Annotated in this window: 18 protein-coding genes; 15 read left to right on the forward strand and 3 right to left on the reverse strand. The window is 44.7% G+C overall.

The genetic code is table 11. The features are described 5' to 3' along the window. The first annotated feature begins 208 nt into the window (after positions 1-208). From glsA to ACFPIB_RS07055, 9 genes are all read left to right on the forward strand, one after another. Entirely contained in the window at positions 209-1,285 is a 1,077-nt protein-coding gene (gene glsA / locus ACFPIB_RS07015; RefSeq protein WP_378016722.1) for a glutaminase A, read from the forward strand. Positions 1,286-1,399: 114 nt separating this feature from the next. Then, positions 1,400-2,701: a hypothetical protein gene (locus ACFPIB_RS07020; RefSeq protein ID WP_378016723.1), complete on the forward strand. Its 1,302-nt coding sequence runs from the start codon at positions 1,400-1,402 to the stop codon at positions 2,699-2,701. Between the two features lie 194 nt (positions 2,702-2,895). After that, entirely contained in the window at positions 2,896-4,029 is a 1,134-nt protein-coding gene (locus ACFPIB_RS07025) for an amidohydrolase family protein (protein ID WP_378016724.1), read from the forward strand. A 48-nt stretch (positions 4,030-4,077) separates the two neighbouring features. Next, the gene (locus tag ACFPIB_RS07030) at positions 4,078-5,385 is read left to right on the forward strand and encodes a hypothetical protein (protein WP_378016725.1); all 1,308 of its coding nucleotides are present in this window, start codon (positions 4,078-4,080) and stop codon (positions 5,383-5,385) included. A 127-nt stretch (positions 5,386-5,512) separates the two neighbouring features. After that, positions 5,513-6,307 (forward strand): bestrophin-like domain, encoded by a 795-nt coding sequence (locus ACFPIB_RS07035; RefSeq protein WP_378016726.1) that lies wholly within the window; start codon positions 5,513-5,515, stop codon positions 6,305-6,307. A 689-nt stretch (positions 6,308-6,996) separates the two neighbouring features. Next, positions 6,997-7,194 carry a hypothetical protein gene (locus ACFPIB_RS07040; protein ID WP_378016727.1) on the forward strand — a complete coding sequence of 66 codons (198 nt, stop codon included), beginning with the start codon at positions 6,997-6,999 and terminating at the stop codon, positions 7,192-7,194. Positions 7,195-7,426: 232 nt separating this feature from the next. After that, positions 7,427-8,281 carry a bile acid:sodium symporter family protein gene (locus ACFPIB_RS07045; RefSeq protein WP_378016728.1) on the forward strand — a complete coding sequence of 285 codons (855 nt, stop codon included), beginning with the start codon at positions 7,427-7,429 and terminating at the stop codon, positions 8,279-8,281. A gap of 44 nt (positions 8,282-8,325) precedes the next feature. Further along, positions 8,326-9,021 (forward strand): aquaporin Z, encoded by a 696-nt coding sequence (gene aqpZ / locus ACFPIB_RS07050; RefSeq protein ID WP_378016729.1) that lies wholly within the window; start codon positions 8,326-8,328, stop codon positions 9,019-9,021. 678 nt (positions 9,022-9,699) lie between these two features. Next, on the forward strand, positions 9,700-10,488 hold the full coding sequence (locus tag ACFPIB_RS07055; RefSeq protein WP_378016730.1) for a bestrophin-like domain: 789 nt from the start codon (positions 9,700-9,702) through the stop codon (positions 10,486-10,488). Positions 10,489-10,537: 49 nt separating this feature from the next. On the opposite strand, the gene ACFPIB_RS07060 is transcribed toward ACFPIB_RS07055, so the two are convergent. Together ACFPIB_RS07060 and ACFPIB_RS07065 are read right to left on the reverse strand one after the other, a co-directional pair. Continuing rightward, entirely contained in the window at positions 10,538-10,972 is a 435-nt protein-coding gene (locus tag ACFPIB_RS07060) for a hypothetical protein (RefSeq protein WP_378016731.1), read from the reverse strand. 221 nt (positions 10,973-11,193) lie between these two features. Beyond that, positions 11,194-12,744 carry an FAD-dependent oxidoreductase gene (locus ACFPIB_RS07065; RefSeq protein ID WP_378016732.1) on the reverse strand — a complete coding sequence of 517 codons (1,551 nt, stop codon included), beginning with the start codon at positions 12,742-12,744 and terminating at the stop codon, positions 11,194-11,196. Between the two features lie 333 nt (positions 12,745-13,077). On the opposite strand from ACFPIB_RS07065, the gene ACFPIB_RS07070 reads away from it, so the two are divergent. Further along, on the forward strand, positions 13,078-13,413 hold the full coding sequence (locus tag ACFPIB_RS07070) for a tRNA-binding protein (protein ID WP_378016733.1): 336 nt from the start codon (positions 13,078-13,080) through the stop codon (positions 13,411-13,413). Here ACFPIB_RS07070 and ACFPIB_RS07075 read toward each other — a convergent pair. Further along, a complete protein-coding gene (locus ACFPIB_RS07075) occupies positions 13,405-13,869 on the reverse strand; it encodes a DUF4296 domain-containing protein (RefSeq protein WP_378016734.1) in 465 nt (154 codons plus the stop codon). The genes ACFPIB_RS07070 and ACFPIB_RS07075 overlap by 9 nt on opposite strands. 61 nt (positions 13,870-13,930) lie before the next feature. Here ACFPIB_RS07075 and ACFPIB_RS07080 point away from each other — a divergent pair, with 61 nt between their 5' ends. The 5 genes from ACFPIB_RS07080 to ACFPIB_RS07100 are packed head-to-tail and all read left to right on the forward strand — an operon-like array spanning position 13,931 to position 18,487. Then, positions 13,931-14,809 carry a DUF58 domain-containing protein gene (locus ACFPIB_RS07080; RefSeq protein ID WP_378016735.1) on the forward strand — a complete coding sequence of 293 codons (879 nt, stop codon included), beginning with the start codon at positions 13,931-13,933 and terminating at the stop codon, positions 14,807-14,809. Beyond that, positions 14,802-15,710, forward strand: coding sequence for a hypothetical protein (locus ACFPIB_RS07085; RefSeq protein ID WP_378016736.1), 909 nt, complete (start codon positions 14,802-14,804; stop codon positions 15,708-15,710). The genes ACFPIB_RS07080 and ACFPIB_RS07085 overlap by 8 nt, the downstream gene beginning before the upstream one ends. Beyond that, the gene (locus tag ACFPIB_RS07090) at positions 15,691-16,743 is read left to right on the forward strand and encodes a VWA domain-containing protein (protein ID WP_378016737.1); all 1,053 of its coding nucleotides are present in this window, start codon (positions 15,691-15,693) and stop codon (positions 16,741-16,743) included. Before ACFPIB_RS07085 ends, ACFPIB_RS07090 begins: the two co-directional genes overlap by 20 nt. 38 nt (positions 16,744-16,781) lie before the next feature. Beyond that, the gene (locus tag ACFPIB_RS07095; RefSeq protein WP_378016738.1) at positions 16,782-17,750 is read left to right on the forward strand and encodes an alpha/beta fold hydrolase; all 969 of its coding nucleotides are present in this window, start codon (positions 16,782-16,784) and stop codon (positions 17,748-17,750) included. Between the two features lie 50 nt (positions 17,751-17,800). Then, positions 17,801-18,487, forward strand: a complete 687-nt coding sequence (locus ACFPIB_RS07100; protein ID WP_378016739.1) for a YggS family pyridoxal phosphate-dependent enzyme — start codon at positions 17,801-17,803, stop codon at positions 18,485-18,487. Positions 18,488-18,489: the final 2 nt, after the last annotated feature.

Below are 18,489 nucleotides of genomic sequence, written 5' to 3' on the forward strand. Positions count from 1 at the left end.
TAGCTTTTACCAGTTTAACACGTCATAAAAATCTCCTAAAAACAGTCTGAGCAAGGAATGTAAGACGAATATGTTCCTGTCCAGCTTAATTCTTTCTATAAGAATCTGTTGTTAAATTCATTATGGGAATAACCTTAAACAAATTTTAATCTTCGAGGTTATTCTTCTATCGCTAATCTTTATAGAATAAACTTAAATAAATACTACTATGAAAAGAGTTTTCAACCAACATTATCTGATATTGACTTTCTCGACGCTATTGGCGTTCCTGATAGGTTTCAGTACCGAAGCGCAGGCGCAGAAAAAAAAGAAAACCAAAACGAAAGACGGCGTTACCTCCACCATGGATAAAGGCAGCATAGAAGCCGCCATTACCGAAGCTTACAACAAATACAAAGACCTGAAAGAAGGGAAAAATGCCGATTATATTCCCGAATTAGCAAAAGTACCATCCGAACAATTCGCAATTGTAGTAGTTACGGCAGATGGCCAGGTTTACAGCAAAGGCGACATCGATGCACTATATTCCATCCAATCCATTTCCAAGGTAATTACGCTGGCTAAAAACATCGAAGATTCCGGTGCGAAAGCCATTCAGGATAAGATAGGTGTAGACCCTACCGGCCAGAAATTTAACTCGGCGGTGCTGGTTGAAGAGAGAAAAGGTATGGAGATCAACCCCCTTGTAAATGCCGGCGCCATTGCCTCTACCAGTATGATAAAAGGCAATAATTACGAAGAAAAGTGGAAGACCATTATGCAGATCCATAACGATTTTGCCGGCCGGCAGCTCGCGGTAAACGATCCTGTTTATAAAAGTGAAGCTGCAACCAACCAACACAACCAGGCACTGGCTTCCCTCATGAATTCCTTCGAACGCATGTATTTCGATCCGGCACAATCGGTAGATATTTATACCAAGCAGTGTGCTATTAATGTGAACACCAAAGACCTGGCCATGATGGCTGCAACGTTAGCCAACGGCGGCACGAACCCGGTAACCAAAAAGAAAGTGGTTTCCCCGCAAACAGTGGCACATACTCTGCCCGTAATGGCAACCTGCGGCCTGTATGATGACTCCGGTATCTGGTTCTACAACGTTGGCTTACCGGCTAAAAGTGGCGTGGGTGGCGGAATAATGGCAGTTGTACCGGGACAGTATGGCATTGCGGCATTCTCTCCAAGGTTAGATGAAGCCGGCAATAGCGTAAGAGCTCAGAAAGCCATTACCGACATTGTGAACAAACTGAACCTGAACCCTTATCTGGTGCAACCAAAACCTTAAAAAAATAAGCTCATGGTCTCAGGTAAAACGGTATTCTTTTCAGGTGAAAAAGTACGGGTAAAAAAGAGGATAACCAATATTAAATTGTTCCGGTGGAAAACAGTCCGAACTTTATTGGCGCTGGTAATAATGCTATGGTTTTTGCCCGAAAAAGTGCAGGCGCAGGACGATCTGAAGGTTGAAGCTTACGACACCCTGAGCATCGAAAAAGAGCCGATCCCGAATACTACGGCCGGAGAATTTAACCCCGGCCGCGGCTTCGATCTGTATAAAAGCAAATGGGGCAGCCTGAACCTGAGTATTTATGGTTTATTACGCTACACCAACCAACTACCGGCCAACCAAACCTTTACAGATCACCTGGGTCGCACCCGCGATATAGATACCCGCCACGACATTCAATGGCATCGTACTTTCGTTTGGGCTTCCGGTTTTTTTTATACTCCAAAACTTCGCTACACGGTAAGCATCTGGGGTTTAGCTTCAACCGGTCAGACCCTGATATTCGGCAATATGCATTACCAGATTCATAAAGCTTTAAGAATAGGCGCCGGTATTGGTCCAAACTTAGGTACCAGATCTTTGCAGGGCCCGTGGCCATATTTTAACGCCACCGACCGGCAAATGGCCGAAGAAGCCTTGCGACCGGGTTTCACAGGTGGGTTCTGGCTTACCGGCGAACCCTTACCAAGATTCAATTACTGGCTGTTTCTGGGAAATAACCTGAGCCAGTTAGGCATTAATAACACCCAAATGACGCGCGACCTGACCAAAAGCGCCAGCGTGTGGTGGATGCCAACTACCGGAGAGTTTGGCCCGCGTGGCGGTTTCGGTGATTTTGAACAGCACGAAAAACTGGCTACCCGTTTTGGTACTTCCTATACCTATGCCCGCGAAAACCGCTCCAACGATATTTCCAACCCAACCCCGGCCTCTACGCAGATTCGGCTTTCCGATGGCGTGTATATATTCGAAACGGGTGCCCTGGCAGATGGCGTAACCATTCGTAATGCAAACTACCAGATCGGCGCGATAGACCTGGGTTTTAAATACAGAGGTTTCCATTTACAGACTGAATTCTACCGCCGGAAACTTTCCCGTTTTAATGCGAACGGCCCCATTCCGGAAACCGAATCTGAAATTATAGACAAGGGTTATTATGTGCAGGCTTCCTATTCCATTATCAAGAAAAAGCTGGATATGTACGGCGTGTATTCTACGCTCCGGGACCAGTTCGATCGCAATCCCTGGGAAGTGGCGGGTGGCCTGAGTTTTTTCCCATCCGGTACGCGTAGCTGGCGGGTAAACCTGCACATCATCCGGATAGAAAAATCACCGGCCGGCTCTACTTTTGGCTATTACACCGCCGGACAAAGCGGAACCACCGTTTCTATTGCCACCGATCTTATGCTTTAAACAGAGAAGAATAACGGCTAAAAATAATCAGATGACCCGATGCCTTTTTTCCTTAGAGCTATAATTTGAAAAGATCTTCGAAAAGTCGCGGAAATTGTTCGGAAGCTAAATAAAGCGAAACTGAAAAATCTGTTCAAAAACGCTATTGTTTTCCGCTTAAAAAGTAATGTGCTTTCAATTAAACGTATTTGCAAATGAAATGCTACAAATACCACCGTTTAGGCAGTTTTCTGATCGTTTTAGCTACTGTTTTACTGACTTTTTCCGCGCAAGCGCAGAAGAAAAAAAAGAAAACCGCGCCACCGCCCAATTACGATTTTCACGACTCGCACTTCCACCTCACCAATTACATTCAGCGGGGAATAACGGTGCAGCAATACCTTGAAATTATGGGCAACCGGGTCGGGCGTTCTACCTTGTTCGGCATTCCGCTACAGCAAACTTGGGCGTATCAGAATTCCGGCAACTACAGCCCTACTTACTACCTGCAATCCGATGCGCCGCTTTATTATTACTCCTTCACTGATGCCTACATTGCCAGCGTTTACAATAAGCTTTCGCCGGAACAAAAACAGCGCTTCGACCCTATGATAACCGGTTTTAACCCGGCCGATATGTATGCCAAAGATCACATAAAGCGCGTACTGGAAACATTCCCCGGGGTATTTTCCGGCATTGGCGAATTTACGGTGCACAAAGAATTTGTTTCTTCTAAAGTCGCCGGCGAAGTAGCCAGTCTAACCAATCCTGCGCTGGACAGCGTGCTCGATTTTGCCGGAAAAGTGGGTCTTGCGGTAATTCTGCACAGCGATTTAGACATGCCTTTTGCCAAAACCGACGCCGAACCGGTTTACCTGAGCCAGATGAAAGCCTTACTAAAAAGACACCCGAAAACCACCATTATCTGGGCTCATATTGGTTTAGGTCGGGTGGTGCATCCGGTACAGCAATCGGGTTCCGCTTCATCCAACGAACGCAGCCCCATTTTCATGCAGATTGTGGAAGGAATGCTCAGCGACCCTGAATTGAAGCACGTGTATTTCGATATTTCCTGGGATGAAGTGGCTAAATACGTGATCAGTACGCCGGAGGCCTTGCAGAATTCCATTTCCGTGCTCAACCGCTTTCCGGACCGTTGTCTTTTTGGTACCGACGTAGTAGCGCCGAGCAGCCCGGAAATGTATTACGCCGTTTACAACATGTACGAACCGCTCTGGAAAGGTCTTAATCCGGAAGCCAGCGAGAAACTACGCAAAGGCAATTATGAAAAAATATTCAACGAAGCCCGCATAAAAGTACGTGCCTGGGAAAAAGCGAATGTGAAATAGCAATGAAAAACTGAAAAACGCTATCCTTTTCATCTTAAAAAGTGCCCAATGAAAAGCCTGCTTCAATTTACTTTTCTTTCAGTTTTTATTCTGTTCGTGCTATTGCCCGCAAGGCCGGTTTTGGCCCAGATACCTTCGAACCCTGCTGAATCCGACAGCACCGGCAATCCGGAAGAACACGTGCCGGGCATTGGTTTCCGGGTGGTAACGAAGAAAGATGGAACGCTCAATTTCGCCACTTACCTTTCCAGCCGCTATCTGAATCAACAGGGTATGGAAAGTTCTTTTACCGATTCCTTCGGCCGGAATTTCAGGCTTCAAAAACGCAACGATCTGCAGTTTCAGAAAGTCATGCTCTATTTTAAAGGCTGGCTTTTCAACCCAGATTTCCGCTACCTGCTATACACCTGGACCTCGAACGCGAATATGGGGCAGGTAGCGCAGGTAGTTGTTGCCGGAAATATACAGTATAAAGTTAAAAATTATCTCGACCTGGGAATTGGTGTCGGCGGCTTACCAACGAACCGCACTATGTTCGGCCAGTGGCCCCATTGGTACCGGCACGATGCCCGACCGATGGCCGATGAATTCTTCCGCGGATCATTTACCACCGGAATATGGGCGCAAGGCAGAATTCATAAAAATATTTTCTACAAAACCATGCTGGGCAACAACCTGAGTCAGCTGGGAATAGATGGCGGCCAGCTCGACGATGGTTTCGATACCTGGAGCTCTGCTTTGCTCTGGAAAGGCGTAAATTATGGTCCGGTAGCATCTTACGGCGATCTTGAGCACCATGAAAACCTGTCAGGGATGCTGAGCGTTGCTTACACCCGGAGCGACGAAACGCGCCAATCGCAGCCCGGAACCGAAGCCCCGGAAAATACCCAGATCAGACTTTCAGACGGTACCGGGATCTTCAGTTTTAATGCCTTCAACGATAGTTCGCAGGTGCTGGAAGCCCGCTACCAGATGGCATCCGTAAGCGCCGGCCTGAAATACAAAGGTTTTTCCCTGGATGGCGATTTTTTCTACCGCAGGATCTCCGATTTTAAAGCGTTGGGAGCGCTTTCGGTTTCTGAACTTACAGACCAGGGTTATTCCGTGCAGGCTGGCGCCATGCTCATACCTAAAACGCTCCAGCTCTATGGCATTGGTTCTTACATAAACGGCGAATACGGTAACCCTTGGGAAATAAACGGCGGCCTGAACTGGTACTTGCTAAAAAACCGGGTGCTGCGGGTCAATTCGGAAGTAATTATCTCGAAAAATTCCCCGGTTGGTTACCTGAGTTTCCCGACGGTAGTTGGCGCTAATGGCACTGTTTTCATGGTTAATCTGGAGCTGTTTTATTAAATATTCTGAAAACAGCAGGCTTTTATACATCCAATACGTATTTCAGAAGAAAGCAGAAACGGTAGGGAAAATTGCTAAAAAGTGCTTTGCTGGTCACGAAACAATTTAAGGAATTAATCACAGGAACATGGATGTAGCGAAACTGATAACCTCATTACCGTCCTGGGTTTTATTCGGGCTAATTGTAGCGTTTTGCATATTATGCGCCGAAGCCGGGGCCTGGCTGGGGCAATATAGAGTAAATAAGGGAATTAAAGAGCCAGAAGCGCCGGTAGGAACAGCGGTGGGTGCAATGTTGGGTTTACTGGCCTTCATGTTAGCCTTCACGTTTTCTTTTACCGCCGACCGTTTTGGTAGTCGCAAAGAACTAGCCATCCGGCACGCAAACGCCATCAGTACGTGCTACGTGCGCGCCAGCATGATACCCGAAAAACAGAAAATGGTTATCCGGGAAAACCTGAAAAAATATATAGCAATTTCATTCTCCATCACCAATGCTCCACCCGAAAAAGTTGCCGGTTTAGTAGCCCAATTAGAAAAATTACAACTGGTTATCTGGCGGCAAACGGCAAGCCTTAAAAATGAAGATATGGATTCGGAGCTCCGGACTTACTTTTGCGCTTCTGTAAATGACCTGATGGAAGTAGCCCGGGAACGCAAAACAGTATCGCTGGTCTTTAATATCCCGAGCATGCTATGGACTTCGCTTTTATTCCTTACCGCCGTAAGCATGTTCGCCATTGGCTATCAGACCGGTAATTATGGCAAGCGCCGCATCCTGGATTTGCCTTTGTTGGCCACTGGTTTTGCCCTGGTAGTTGTACTGATTGCCGACATGGATTCTTCCAGAACAAACGGGCTTAGAGTCAGTTTACAGCCGCTGAAAGATGTACAGAAAATGATGCAGGAAGATATTCCCTGAAACATATTATGTCACCTGCATTTCATTATTGGTAACTCAAAAAAACGCTATCATTTTCAGCCTGAAAAGTAAAAGCCTGAAAAATTTACAGGCTATTCCATTCGGCTGTTTTTAAACGAAATAATTCTCGAAAACTGCATTTATTTTTTCAGAAAAAGTAGATTTTAAGAGCGAAAGTTGATGTAACTTTTTACATTAAAAATGATAGCGTTTTAAGTGGTTTGAGGCTTACCGTGTTTAATGCACCAAAACCCTAAATGGCAGGAAGCAGAATCAATCATTTGCAGTACCACCCGGAATACAAACCATTCGTTCAGAAATTACTGCTGTAAAAGTTTTAGTGGCAGATGCTTTACTTTCAATTGCAGGATTCATTTTCATAATAACAGCCGAAAAATAAGTGCTTGAAACATCGCTTATCAACTACCAGCCAAGCCATAATTTTTTGTACAATCCATACACATACAACCCTTTAAGGCAACCTTATATCGGTAATTTTAACGATTTAAACCCAATCAACATATTGTATTTCAATTACTAGCAAATTATATAGCTAACCGTATGTAACTAGCGGTAAACAGTAATGATTACTTAGTCCGGCAAGCGTTCATAACCTTAGAAAAGCCGTTTTATAGATTTAAGCTAATGGCATAATTGGTTGATCATTTCACGCTTTTTAATTTTTAATTATGAACAATTCTAAACCAACCAAACCCGCTGCGATCCAGTGGCTGATATTTTCACTTGTGTTCATAGGAATTGTAGGTACGAGTTGGAAAATGCTTTCGGCCCCAAAACCCAAAGTCGAAACCACCAAGCTTTTTCCGCAGAAACCGAAAGTAGATAAGCAGGACGATAAAATTCTGAAACAAATGAGTGACTTTTAAGATGCTTGTCAGCTATTATTAAAAGCTTAGTAAAACCGTATCTTTTTAGCCCGAAAAGTATGAAAGAACTGCCATCAAAATGCTTTCAGGTTTTGAAATTTTACCAGGAAAATCACACTTCAGCTAACTCAATTCTATATAAAACAAAAACTTCCAAAATACCACGCGCTAACTAAAAACGCTATGCAAATCACCTGAAAAAGTAGGGCCGCAAACCTAACCCAGGCAAAATATGAACGCTGTAGAAATCATTACGCTCATCCTGAAAATAAGCATATTCCTGACTGCTTTGGGTTATGGCTTAAAAACAACCGCGGAAGATGCTTTTTACCTTTTCCGGAATCCGGGTCTTTTGCTGCGTTCCATCCTGGCCATGAACATTATTATGCCTGTGGTGGCAATTCTCATGGCTTTGCTGTTCAATTTACCTCCGCTGGTTAAAGTTGCTTTGCTTGCCATTTCCGTTTCACCGCTGGCTCCGCTATTTCCCAAGAAAACCTCAAAAGCCGGTGGAAGACAAGGTTATGCTTTAGGCTTGATGCTTGTTGCCTCCATGTTCTGTATTTTACTCATTCCAGTTACGCTGGAAATTTTGGCTCGCATCTTCAAAGTACCAGTCGAAGTTAACTCAAAAGCATTGATCATAACGGCACTGGTTTCGGTAATTATCCCGCTTATTTCTGGAATAGCTGCTCAACACTTCGCTCCTGCTTTCGCCGATAAAATTTCTAATCCTGTTTCCAGAATTGCGCTCATCCTGCTGATTGTTTCGGCCTTGCCCGTCCTGGTCAAAATGTTTCCTGCAATTGTGCATTTGGCTGGCAACGGAACAGCGTTGGCGATTGCCGGTTTTGTGATCCTTGGAGTTTGTGTCGGTCATTTTCTTGGCAACACTGCCGAAAAAGACGATCGTTCAGTTCTGGCCTTGGCTACTGCTTCGCGACATCCGGCAATTGCCATTTCGGTAGCCAGCGCCAATATGCCAGACCACCATTTAGTACCTGCCGCCATTTTATTGTACCTGCTTATCAACGCCATTGTTACCCTGCCTTACCTGAAGTGGCTGCAAAAAAACAAACCTGAATAGTTAAATATCAAATTCCTACAAAGTTTCAACTAAAAACTATGAACATGAAGAAATACCTCGCTGAATTTATAGGCACTTTTTGGTTAGTATTGGGTGGCTGCGGCAGTGCCGTATTGGCAGCAGGCTTTCCCGATGTTGGTATTGGATTGGTTGGGGTTTCCTTTGCTTTCGGTTTAACGGTAGTTACCATGGCTTACGCAATTGGTCACCTTACCGGCGCGCACCTGAACCCGGCAGTTACGCTCGGACTTTGGGCCGGCAACCGTATTAAAAGCAATATAATTTTCCCTTATATCATTTCTCAAATACTCGGTGCTATTGCAGCGGCTGGGGTACTCTATGTAATTGTAACCGGCAACGGCTCCGCCATCGGCGATTTTGCAGCAAACGGCTACGGCGAACATTCACCTGGAAAATACAGCTTGGTAGCCGCAATTGTTACCGAATTTGTAATGACGTTTATGTTCCTCCTCATTATTCTGGGCGCTACCGACAACAGGTCTCCGATTGGTTTTGCCGGACTTGCCATCGGCCTGGCCCTTACCTTAATACATCTCATCAGTATCCCGGTAACCAATACTTCAGTAAACCCTGCCAGAAGCATCAGTCAGGCAATTTTTGTAGGCGGCTGGGCTTTAGAACAACTCTGGGTATTTATAGTTGTTCCGATTATGGCCGCAGTAATAGCCGGAGCAGTTTACAAATTCCTGGCTACCGATGATACAGTTAAAGTCAGCTGATTTTGTAAAACGCTATTGATTTTGTTTCCAAAAGTTACATTCCACGAGCTGAACGCATTGCCGTTTTCTACAATAATGCTACGCTTTGGAAAGAAGCGTTGATACTTTTACACATCCAATTTTCTTTCTACCCCATTAAATGCTTGGCCTCCAACTATCCTGAATGGAAAACGCAGTATCCTTATAAAGCCGTTCTGGAAAATAACCTCTAAATGGCCGAAGAAAAGTATCTGCAAATGGGGGAACTAAAGGCAGGTTTAATTGAAGTCAAAACAAGAACTGGATCATCGTCAGCATGAAAAACGACTGGAATAAGATCTTCCCGGATTGATAAAAAACGGTAAAGTTTCAGGCTAAAAAACTCAAATTTAATATTTTAACTCAAGATCGGAGCAACGTCTTAAAGTGAGTACCAATGATCGACTGTTTCAGTAATACCAATTTATTTGTAGCCTTTCACAATCAGATTAAATCGTTCGCAAGCCTAAAGATTACGTATAAATTCTGAAGAAATGATAATTAAGCGTGCACTGGTTGATTAACTTAGTTACTCAAACGAAGTCGGTGCAACAGCTTTAATTTCAGGTTCAACGTTCAACTGTTCTCTTCATGTTTTTAAAATCAGAACACACGGAACACCCGAAAACGCTAGGTTTTTCGAGCTAAAAAGTCAAAGTTATGGATATAGCCAGCTTTTTTACATCCATGCCATCGTGGGCTTTATTTAGTCTCTTCGTTATTATTGGGGTGTTTATGACCGAAGTTGGTTCTTTTTTTGGCCGCCGAAAATTTAATACCGACAAACAAGTACCGGCAGTTTCTATTGGAACGGCCGTAACAGCCGTACTCGGACTTTTGGCTTTCATGCTCGGCTTTACTTTTTCCATTACCGCTTCCCGCTTTTCCGACCGGAAAGGGTTGGCAATATCGCAGGCTAATGCTATCGGAACCAGTTATCTGCGCGCCGGCCTCATTCCTGAAAAACAAAAAACGGAGGTCCGAAAACTTTTAAAAGAATATACCGACCTGTTACTCCAGGTGCAGAGCTCCAATCAGGTAGAAACCAAACTGAACCGGCTCGAAGAAATTCATTGGTTGCTCTGGGAACAAACCGTCTCGCTGGAAAATGAGAAGATGGTGCCTGCCATCCAATCGCTCTTTATTTCCTCTGTAAACGAAATAATTAACGTGTCCGACGAGCGCAAAACTGTATCGCTGGTATTCCGGATCCCGAACGTTCTTTGGTCTTCCCTGCTTTTGCTTACGGGCATGAGCATGTTTGCATTTGGTTACCAATCTGGCATTAATGGCTCCCGCAGAATTTCCGGCTTCCCGCTGCTGCCAGTGGCCTATGCATTGGTTATCGTGCTTATTGCCGATATGGACGCCACCAGTTTAAGCCGTTTCCAGGTGAGCCAGGAACCCCTGAAAAATTTACAGAAAATGATGCACAAAAATATTCCTTAGCACAAATTTGTAACGAAACTAAGAAGTTTGTTTCGATAAAGAAAAATGGTCAGTTTCTTTCAAATGTAAGCCAATGCATCGCTTCATCTTTACTTACAAAATCGTGTAACTGAAACGGCAAAAAAAGATTCTCCCGCATCGTATAAACAACTTCTTCTCTTAACGGGTCAGAAGTAATTATTCTGGCTACTTTCTGTAAATTCGTTTGTCCAATTACGGAAACAAAATGATTTATAACTTCTCTGTAATCGGCATCGGGCATCGTTGTACTTATCTTGCTTGCATCGAGCAATAAATACTTGTTTTTGTAATTCGATAATGTTTCAACCACTATCTGAATAGCTTCTTTTATTTCTAAAGCAGCATAAGGCTCAAAGCTCGCCAGATCTACCGATAAGATATCCGTATCGGCCATGTACGCTATCGTAATAAGACTATTCTGATAAACGATCATTTTAAAACTGGTTGAAACTTCAACAGGCAAGCCATACATTTTAGAACTAAATACTTCGCCCTTTTTTTATTACGAAGTACAGCTTAAAAGTATAATCAAAGCCGCTACAAAGCGCCAGGAAAATCTTATAAATTCTGGAAAAGCAAAAAACGGTATGCTTTTAAACGAAAAAACTGCTTCCGGGAAACCAAAAGCAGTTTTATATCAATTTACAAGTTCAGTTTATGGAGGCTAATTGCCTTCCACAAATCCTACTTTTCTGCCGGGCCAAGATCACTTAAAGCTGGTCCGCTCATCAACTTGCCTAACGCATCGAACCGTGACCCATGGCACGGACAATCCCAGGATTTTTCTACATTGTTCCAGTGTACAATACAACCAAGGTGCGAACAAACCGCAGATCTTTCGTGCTGCACGCCATCTTTATCGCAGTAAACCGCCACTTTGCTCATTCCCTTCCGGATCACACATCCGGTTTCCGGCAATAAACTTTCGGCTGTGGGAGCATCGCCGGGCGTAACCCAATCAGTATATTGCTGCGCTACGTTCAGGTTTTCCTTCATAAATTCGCCAGCAGTAGTAACGTTCAGCGAAATGCGCGCCGGATCATACAAGGTTTCCCACGGATTTTCACGTTTCATGATCAGGTCGGTTATCAGTATGCCGGCAATGGTAGCGTGCGTCATGCCATGGCCCGAATCGCCGGTTGCAATAAACACATTCTCCGAATCGCCGGGATTCCGGCCAATAAAAGCCAGATAATCTACCGGTTCCATTACCTGCCCGGACCACCGATACGCTTCAGACTTGATCATATTGAAATGCTGACGCGCCCACTCATCCAGGCAATTAAAACGTTCCTCCGGATTTTCGTCCTGCCCGGTCTTATGATCTTCGCCCCCTACTATTAAAAGATCCTGCTCAATTTTACCTTCTGTAGCTTTGCCCCGCATGGTCCGGATGTAATGGTACGGATCAGAATTATCCCAGAACAAACCTTCCGGAACCGAATCATGCGGAATATGGTAGGCCAGCACGTAGGTGCGGTAAGGAGCTTGTTTGGTGTGCATCGTTACCCAATCGTTTACCGGCGTGTTGGTACAAACCACTAAATTATTGGCCGTAACCGTATGTTTGTTAAGTGTTTGTACGCGCGTAATTAAGCCGCTTTCAAAAGAATGCACTTGCGAATCGGTGTTAATATGGCCGCCGTTATCCAGAATTATCTGCGCCAGCCCCGCCAAGTATTTCATCGGGTGGAATTGACCCTGATCAGGGAAACAAAGTACCGGCCCTTCAGATAGCGTTTGAATAGGATTGTGCTGCAGTTTTATAACTTCAGTATAGCCTATTTTATGCGTCGCTTCCAGCTCTTTATCCAGCTCATCTTCCCTATCTGAAGGCAGCAAAAATAAATAACCGTTCGTGCGCTGAAAATCACAGTCTATGTTTTCCTTCTTTACAATTTCTTCGATCTTATCGATTGCTGCAGCGTGACTTTCGGCGGCAAGCTTTGCTCCTTTTTCCCCGTGCACCTGTATAATTTTATCGTAGCGATCATCTAAAGCGTCGGAAAGATGCGCCGTGGTACGGCCGGTTTCACCACCTCCAATTGGCCCTTTGTCTAAAACTACCACGCTCTTTCCTTCTTTCTGAAGCAAATAAGCCGTAGTTAAGCCAGCCAGGCCGGCGCCTACAATGCACACATCACAGGCAATATCGTTTTCCAGAGATTTGGTAGCGGGCATTTTCACTTCGGGCATCCAGCACGAAACGGTATTGCCGGTATCGGATTTTAGCATAGTTTTACGTTTGTTTGAGATTGGCTTCCGGAAAATACTCCGGCAGAATTTTCAGACTTTTAACGACCACTGGCATCTTTGGTTACCTGCCGCAAAAACGCTAGGGTATCAGGCCTGAAAAGTCAATATTGCAAGCTAAAGAATTAGATCAATTACTATTCAATTAAGCAACCTGAAGAAAAGTCCCCCTTTGGAGGGGGTTGGGGGAGGATTTTTACGTTAGTTGATTTTGAAAGAAGAAAACCGAAAAGCGTAGTCCTCCCCCTACCCCTCCAAAGGGGGACAAAAGAGATTACTACATTTATTACTTTCGTTACTTAAACCTGAAGAACTATGAAAACAATATCCTGGGAAGAATTTGAGAACATTGATTTGAGAGTAGGCACCATTACTGAAGCCCGTTTATTTCCGGAAGCCCGCAAACCGGCTTACCAGCTTTGGATAGATCTCGGCGAGTTAGGAATCAAAAAATCGAGCGCGCAGATCACGCAGCTTTATTCCCTGAAAGAATTACCGGGTAAACAGGTTATCTGCGTCGTGAATTTCGCGCCGCGCCAGATCGGGAAGTTTATGTCGGAAGTGCTGGTAACCGGTTTTCCGGATGAAAATGGCGCCATTGTACTTGCCCAGCCTGCAAGTAAAGTACCGAACGGCAGCCGTTTATTTTAAAGTATCTATACTTCTAATGCTATCTCTTCGGGCCTTCGACTTTTGCATGAGTCTGCTTTTTAATGTATCCGGCATTTTTTTGGTCTTCGCCGAATCCGCACCTGCATCTCCGCTTTTAGAGCTCATTTGCACTTCGCGCATGGCAAGCGTATCGATCAGCCCTTCGTAAATTTTATCCAGGTCTTTCAGATTATTCAGGTAATAGGTATAGGTTTTGGTGAATTGTTTCTCCGATACACCATACTTTTTCAGCACATCTGCCTGCAACCGGTTAAACATAACTTTAGCAGTATCGGGGCTCAGGCGCATTTCTTCTACTTGGGCCTCAGCAATATGAATATCGGCTAAAATGCTGGTTAACTTAGCCGGCGGCAGCAACCCGGCCGGAAGTTTCTTCTTTTCTTCCGCGCAACTGAACAGGCCAACCAGGCTAAATATCAAAAAAAGCTTTCTCACGAATGTAAAATAGCAGAATTAATTCTAATTTTAAAAACGCTAAGCCGTACCCGAATTTTAGATGAAAGAAATCCTCCAGAAGCTGCAAAAGTTTGAACTCCGCATCCGCAAGGTGATCGATACCCAGATGCAGGGCGACTTTCATTCGGTTTTTAAAGGTACCGGCCTGGAGTTCGACGAAGTACGAGCTTACCAGTACGGCGACGACGTGCGCACCATAGACTGGAACGTTTCGGCTAAAGGGCATGGAACTTTTGTTAAAACTTATAAAGAAGAAAAAGAGCAATCTGTTTTTTTAATTCTGGACGTAAGCGGTTCGCAGAATATTGGCCCGGAAAAGCAGCAGAAAATAAACATTGGCAAGGAAATTTGTGGTATTCTGGCTTTAACGGCGGCGCGTCAAACGGCTTCTATTGGTTTGGTTTGTATTTCCGATCAGCGCGAAAAATTTGTGCGGCCCGGCAAAGGTATTGAACATGCGTATTCGCTTATCAAAACGCTTTTCGAACTTAAGCCGGCTTCCACCAAAACCAACCTGGCTTCGGGTATAAAAACGGCGCTCAGCGTTATAAAACGGCGTAGCATGATCCTGCTTATTTCTGATTTTATAGACCGCAACTACGAAAAAGAAGTAACGATGCTGGCCCGTAAACACGACCTTATTGTGGTGCAGCTCATGGATCAGAAAGAACAGGATTTTCCGAAACTCGGCATTATTCCTTTGCGCGATGCCGAATCGGGGCTGGTTTCCTGGGTAAATACCTCGTCAGAGGGCTTCCGGGAAAAATACCTGAACGACCTGACCCGGAACCGCGAAAATCTGCAGTTGCTTTGCCGCCGCCACAAAGCCGATTATTTAGCCATCGATACTTCCGGCGATTACGTGCTGCAGTTAGTTAATTTGTTCAAGATCAGGAAAAAGAGCCGGAAAAGTGCGTAGAGTTTTTGCCTTGATTTCCATAGCGTTTTTATCAGTAGCGGCGCAGGTTCCCGAAAAGCCAGCAGGCTATTTTCTGCAGGAAAAAATAAAGATCGGTGAGCCGGTAAAGTTTGCCCTCGTGTTTAAACACAAACCCGAAACCGAAGTAGTTTTTCCGGATTCTGCCTACCGTTTTGCGCCTTTCGAATTTATTTCCAAGGAAGTTTATCCAACCCAAACGGTTAATAATATAAGCACCGACAGCGCTGTTTATTTGCTGCGCACATTTAGTATTGAGTCGCTCCAAAAACTGAACGTACCGGTTTTTATTCTGCAGCAGAACGATACGCTCAAAGTTTTTGGTAATACTGCTTCCATAAAATTGCAGGAAGTAGTAAAGCAAATTCCGGAACCGCTCGCTTTCCAGGAAAATACCGAATTGCAAACTATTGAGCCGCGTTTTAATTACCCTAACCTGATCATGTTGCTGGTACTTTTAGCCTTGCTTTTAGGCGGTATCTGGTTCGTTTTCCGGAAGAAAATTCTGATGCGTTACCGCTTATACGTTCTGCAGAAAAACCATCGTAGCTTTATTTACCGCTACAATTCCTACATCGATCGTTTCCATAAATCAGCTTCGCTTACCGATATGGAAAAGGCCATTACACTCTGGAAAAATTACCTGACAGGCCTGGAAGACACCGCCATTAACAGCTTCACGACCAAAGAAATTGTGAGTTATTACGACAACGACGAAGATGTAACCACGGCGCTGAAATTGTTCGACCGCGCCATTTACGGGAACATTCTCTCCGATAAAATTTCGGATACACTTACGGCTTTTTATCTGCTGCACCATTTCGCCGACCGCCGCTACGACATTATAAAAGAAAGGACCCGCGATGCTGCAACTGCCCGATAATTTTTCTGACTGGTTTGCCTGGCACTGGTTCCAGCCGGCAACCTTGCTGGCTTACGACTGGGCGCGGCCGTTCTTTCTGTACGCCATCATTCCGGTAGCCATTTTTCTGCTGGTCTGGAGTTTGGTAAAACTGAAAGTGCGCCGCAAAACCGACGTAGCATTTTTCGAAAGTAAACCGATCCGGCAATGGACCAGTTATCTCCGTTTTCTGCCCGATATTCTTTTTGGCATCAGTCTGGTGTTGATCTTCCTGGCTCTGGCGCGTCCGCAAAAAACTACCGAACAAGTAGAACAATACGCCGAAGGCATCGACATTATGCTGATCCTGGATACTTCGGGCTCCATGGAGCTGAAAGATTTTAAACCCAACCGCTTGGAAGCCGCCAAAAAAGTAGCCGAAAATTTTATTAACGGACGTTTTCAGGACAGAATTGGCTTGGTGGTTTTTGCTGGCGACGCCTATTCACTGGTACCTTTAACCACCGATTACGACCTGTTGAGCGCCAATTTAAAAAGCGTAAAACTCGGCATGATCCCCAACGACGGCACCGCCATTGGCAGCGCTTTAGCCGTAGCTATAAACCGCATGCGCGACTCAAATGCCAAATCGAAAATTGCCATTTTAATTTCTGACGGCGAAAATACGGCCGGAAATTTAGACCCGAGCATTGCCGCTAAAATGGCTTCCGCGTTCGGCATGAAACTCTATACCATTGGTGTGGGCGCAGAAGGCACAGTACCCTACGGTACCGATGTGTTTGGCAATACCACGTACGTAGAAACCAGATTGGACGAAACGAACCTGCGCGAAATTGCCGAAATTGGCAACGGCTATTTTTACCGAGCCGAAAACCAGAACGCTCTACAGGAAATTTTCCGCACGATCAACAAACTCGAGAAAGTAGCTATTAAAGAAACCCGCTACCGCGATACCAGAGAATTTTACCAGGTTTACTTGCGGTTTGCGATCGTGTTTTTCTTAATGTGGCTGTTTACGAAGAACTCTTTTTTAACGAATGCGCTGGAAGATTAAGGTTGGTTTAAATTGGCTTATACATAAGAAATCTAAAAATGAAACATCTGTTTAGCCTGTTGCTTTTTTTCGCTTTATGCGCTTGTACCAAACCCTACACAAGCAGCTGGCAACCAGCCCATAAAGTAAAATTTCAGGATGGCGAACGCTTCATAAGCCTCAACAATATCAGGTATTGGGTACGGGTGGCGGGCAGCCAGCACCAGACCACGCCCATTGTAATTATACATGGGGGGCCAGGCGGCAATAATTATAGTTTTGAGAGAACCATCGGGCCACAGCTGGAAAAATTTGCTACCGTGGTGTATTACGAGCAACGCGGTTGTGGCCGCAGCGAAGCGCCTCAAAATCCGGAAGATTACCAACTAAAAACCCTGATCAGCGATCTGAATATTTTACGGGATTCATTGGGCGTGCAGAAAATGAATTTGCTAGGGTATTCTTTTGGCGGCGAACTGGGTTTGCGATATGCGGTGGCACATCAGGACCAAGTTGAAAAACTGATAGTTTCGGCGCCGGCCGAATTATCGGAAGCCAATATGCTGGTGCAGCTCCAGGGTTTTTATGCCAGCGGTGATAGTTCCCTGAAAGCCGGCATCCGGAAAATTCTGAAAGATACTACCACGCTGGAACAAAAATACAACCGTGTCTGGAGCATCAGCTCATCTGCAAATGTAGACAGATTCCTGTTTGCCCAACCCGAAAAAGCCGCCCTGAACCGAAAATTATGGCAGGAAAGCAAACTTAAAAATACCGGCCTAATGGCAAAGGTTTATCTGAAACATAATAAAAACGACCTGATTCCTACCGTTTCCGGATTAGCAACGCCAACTCTTATAATAAGCGGCGCTCATGATAAAAACGGCGGATTTCATACCGGGCTTGCCCTTAAAAAAGCTTTACCGAATAATACCTTCCGCATTTACGAAAACAGTGCTCATTTTCCTGATATGGAAGAGCCGGAGCGCTTTGCCGCTGATGTAAAAACGTTTCTGGGAAGTAAATAAGAATTCATAAATTAGACTTATTTTCAATCCAAGCATTCAAAATTCAGAACATGTCCATAGCAAAAGCGGTAGCTTTTTTCAACCAAAAACTCGAAGGAACGAATTGCCGTTTGGTAGCCGTTTCCAAAACCCATCCGGAAAGTTTAATTCAGGAAGCCTATGATGCCGGGCAGCGCATTTTCGGGGAAAACAAAGCTCAGGAAATGACTTCGAAGCATGAAAACCTGCCGCAGGATATCGAATGGCACATGATCGGGCATTTGCAGACGAACAAGGTAAAATACATCGCGCCATTTGTGCACACCATTCAGAGCGTAGATAGCTTAAAGCTGCTACAGGAAATAGAAAAACAGGCTGCCAAAAACAACCGCGTAATAAACTGCCTGCTGCAAATTTACATTGCCGAAGAAGAAAGCAAATTTGGTTTAAACGAAGCTGAAGCTATTGAAATTCTGGAAAGCGAAAGTTACAAGAATATGCAGCATGTAAAGATCACCGGCGTTATGGGCATTGCCACCAACACCGAAAACCAGAAGCAGTTGCGCAAAGAATTCACCGCGTTAAAAAACACTTTCGAAAAACTGAAACAGACTTTTTTCACCGGAAATGATACCGTTTTTAAAGAGGTTTCCATGGGTATGAGCTCCGATTATGAATTAGCCATTGATTGCGGCAGCACTTATATTCGGGTAGGCAGTGCAATTTTCGGCAACCGGAATTACGGAAATATTCAGTAATA

The organism is Adhaeribacter terreus, from assembly GCF_042657365.1.
In the GTDB taxonomy this organism is placed as follows: Bacteria; Bacteroidota; Bacteroidia; order Cytophagales; family Hymenobacteraceae; genus Adhaeribacter_A; species Adhaeribacter_A terreus.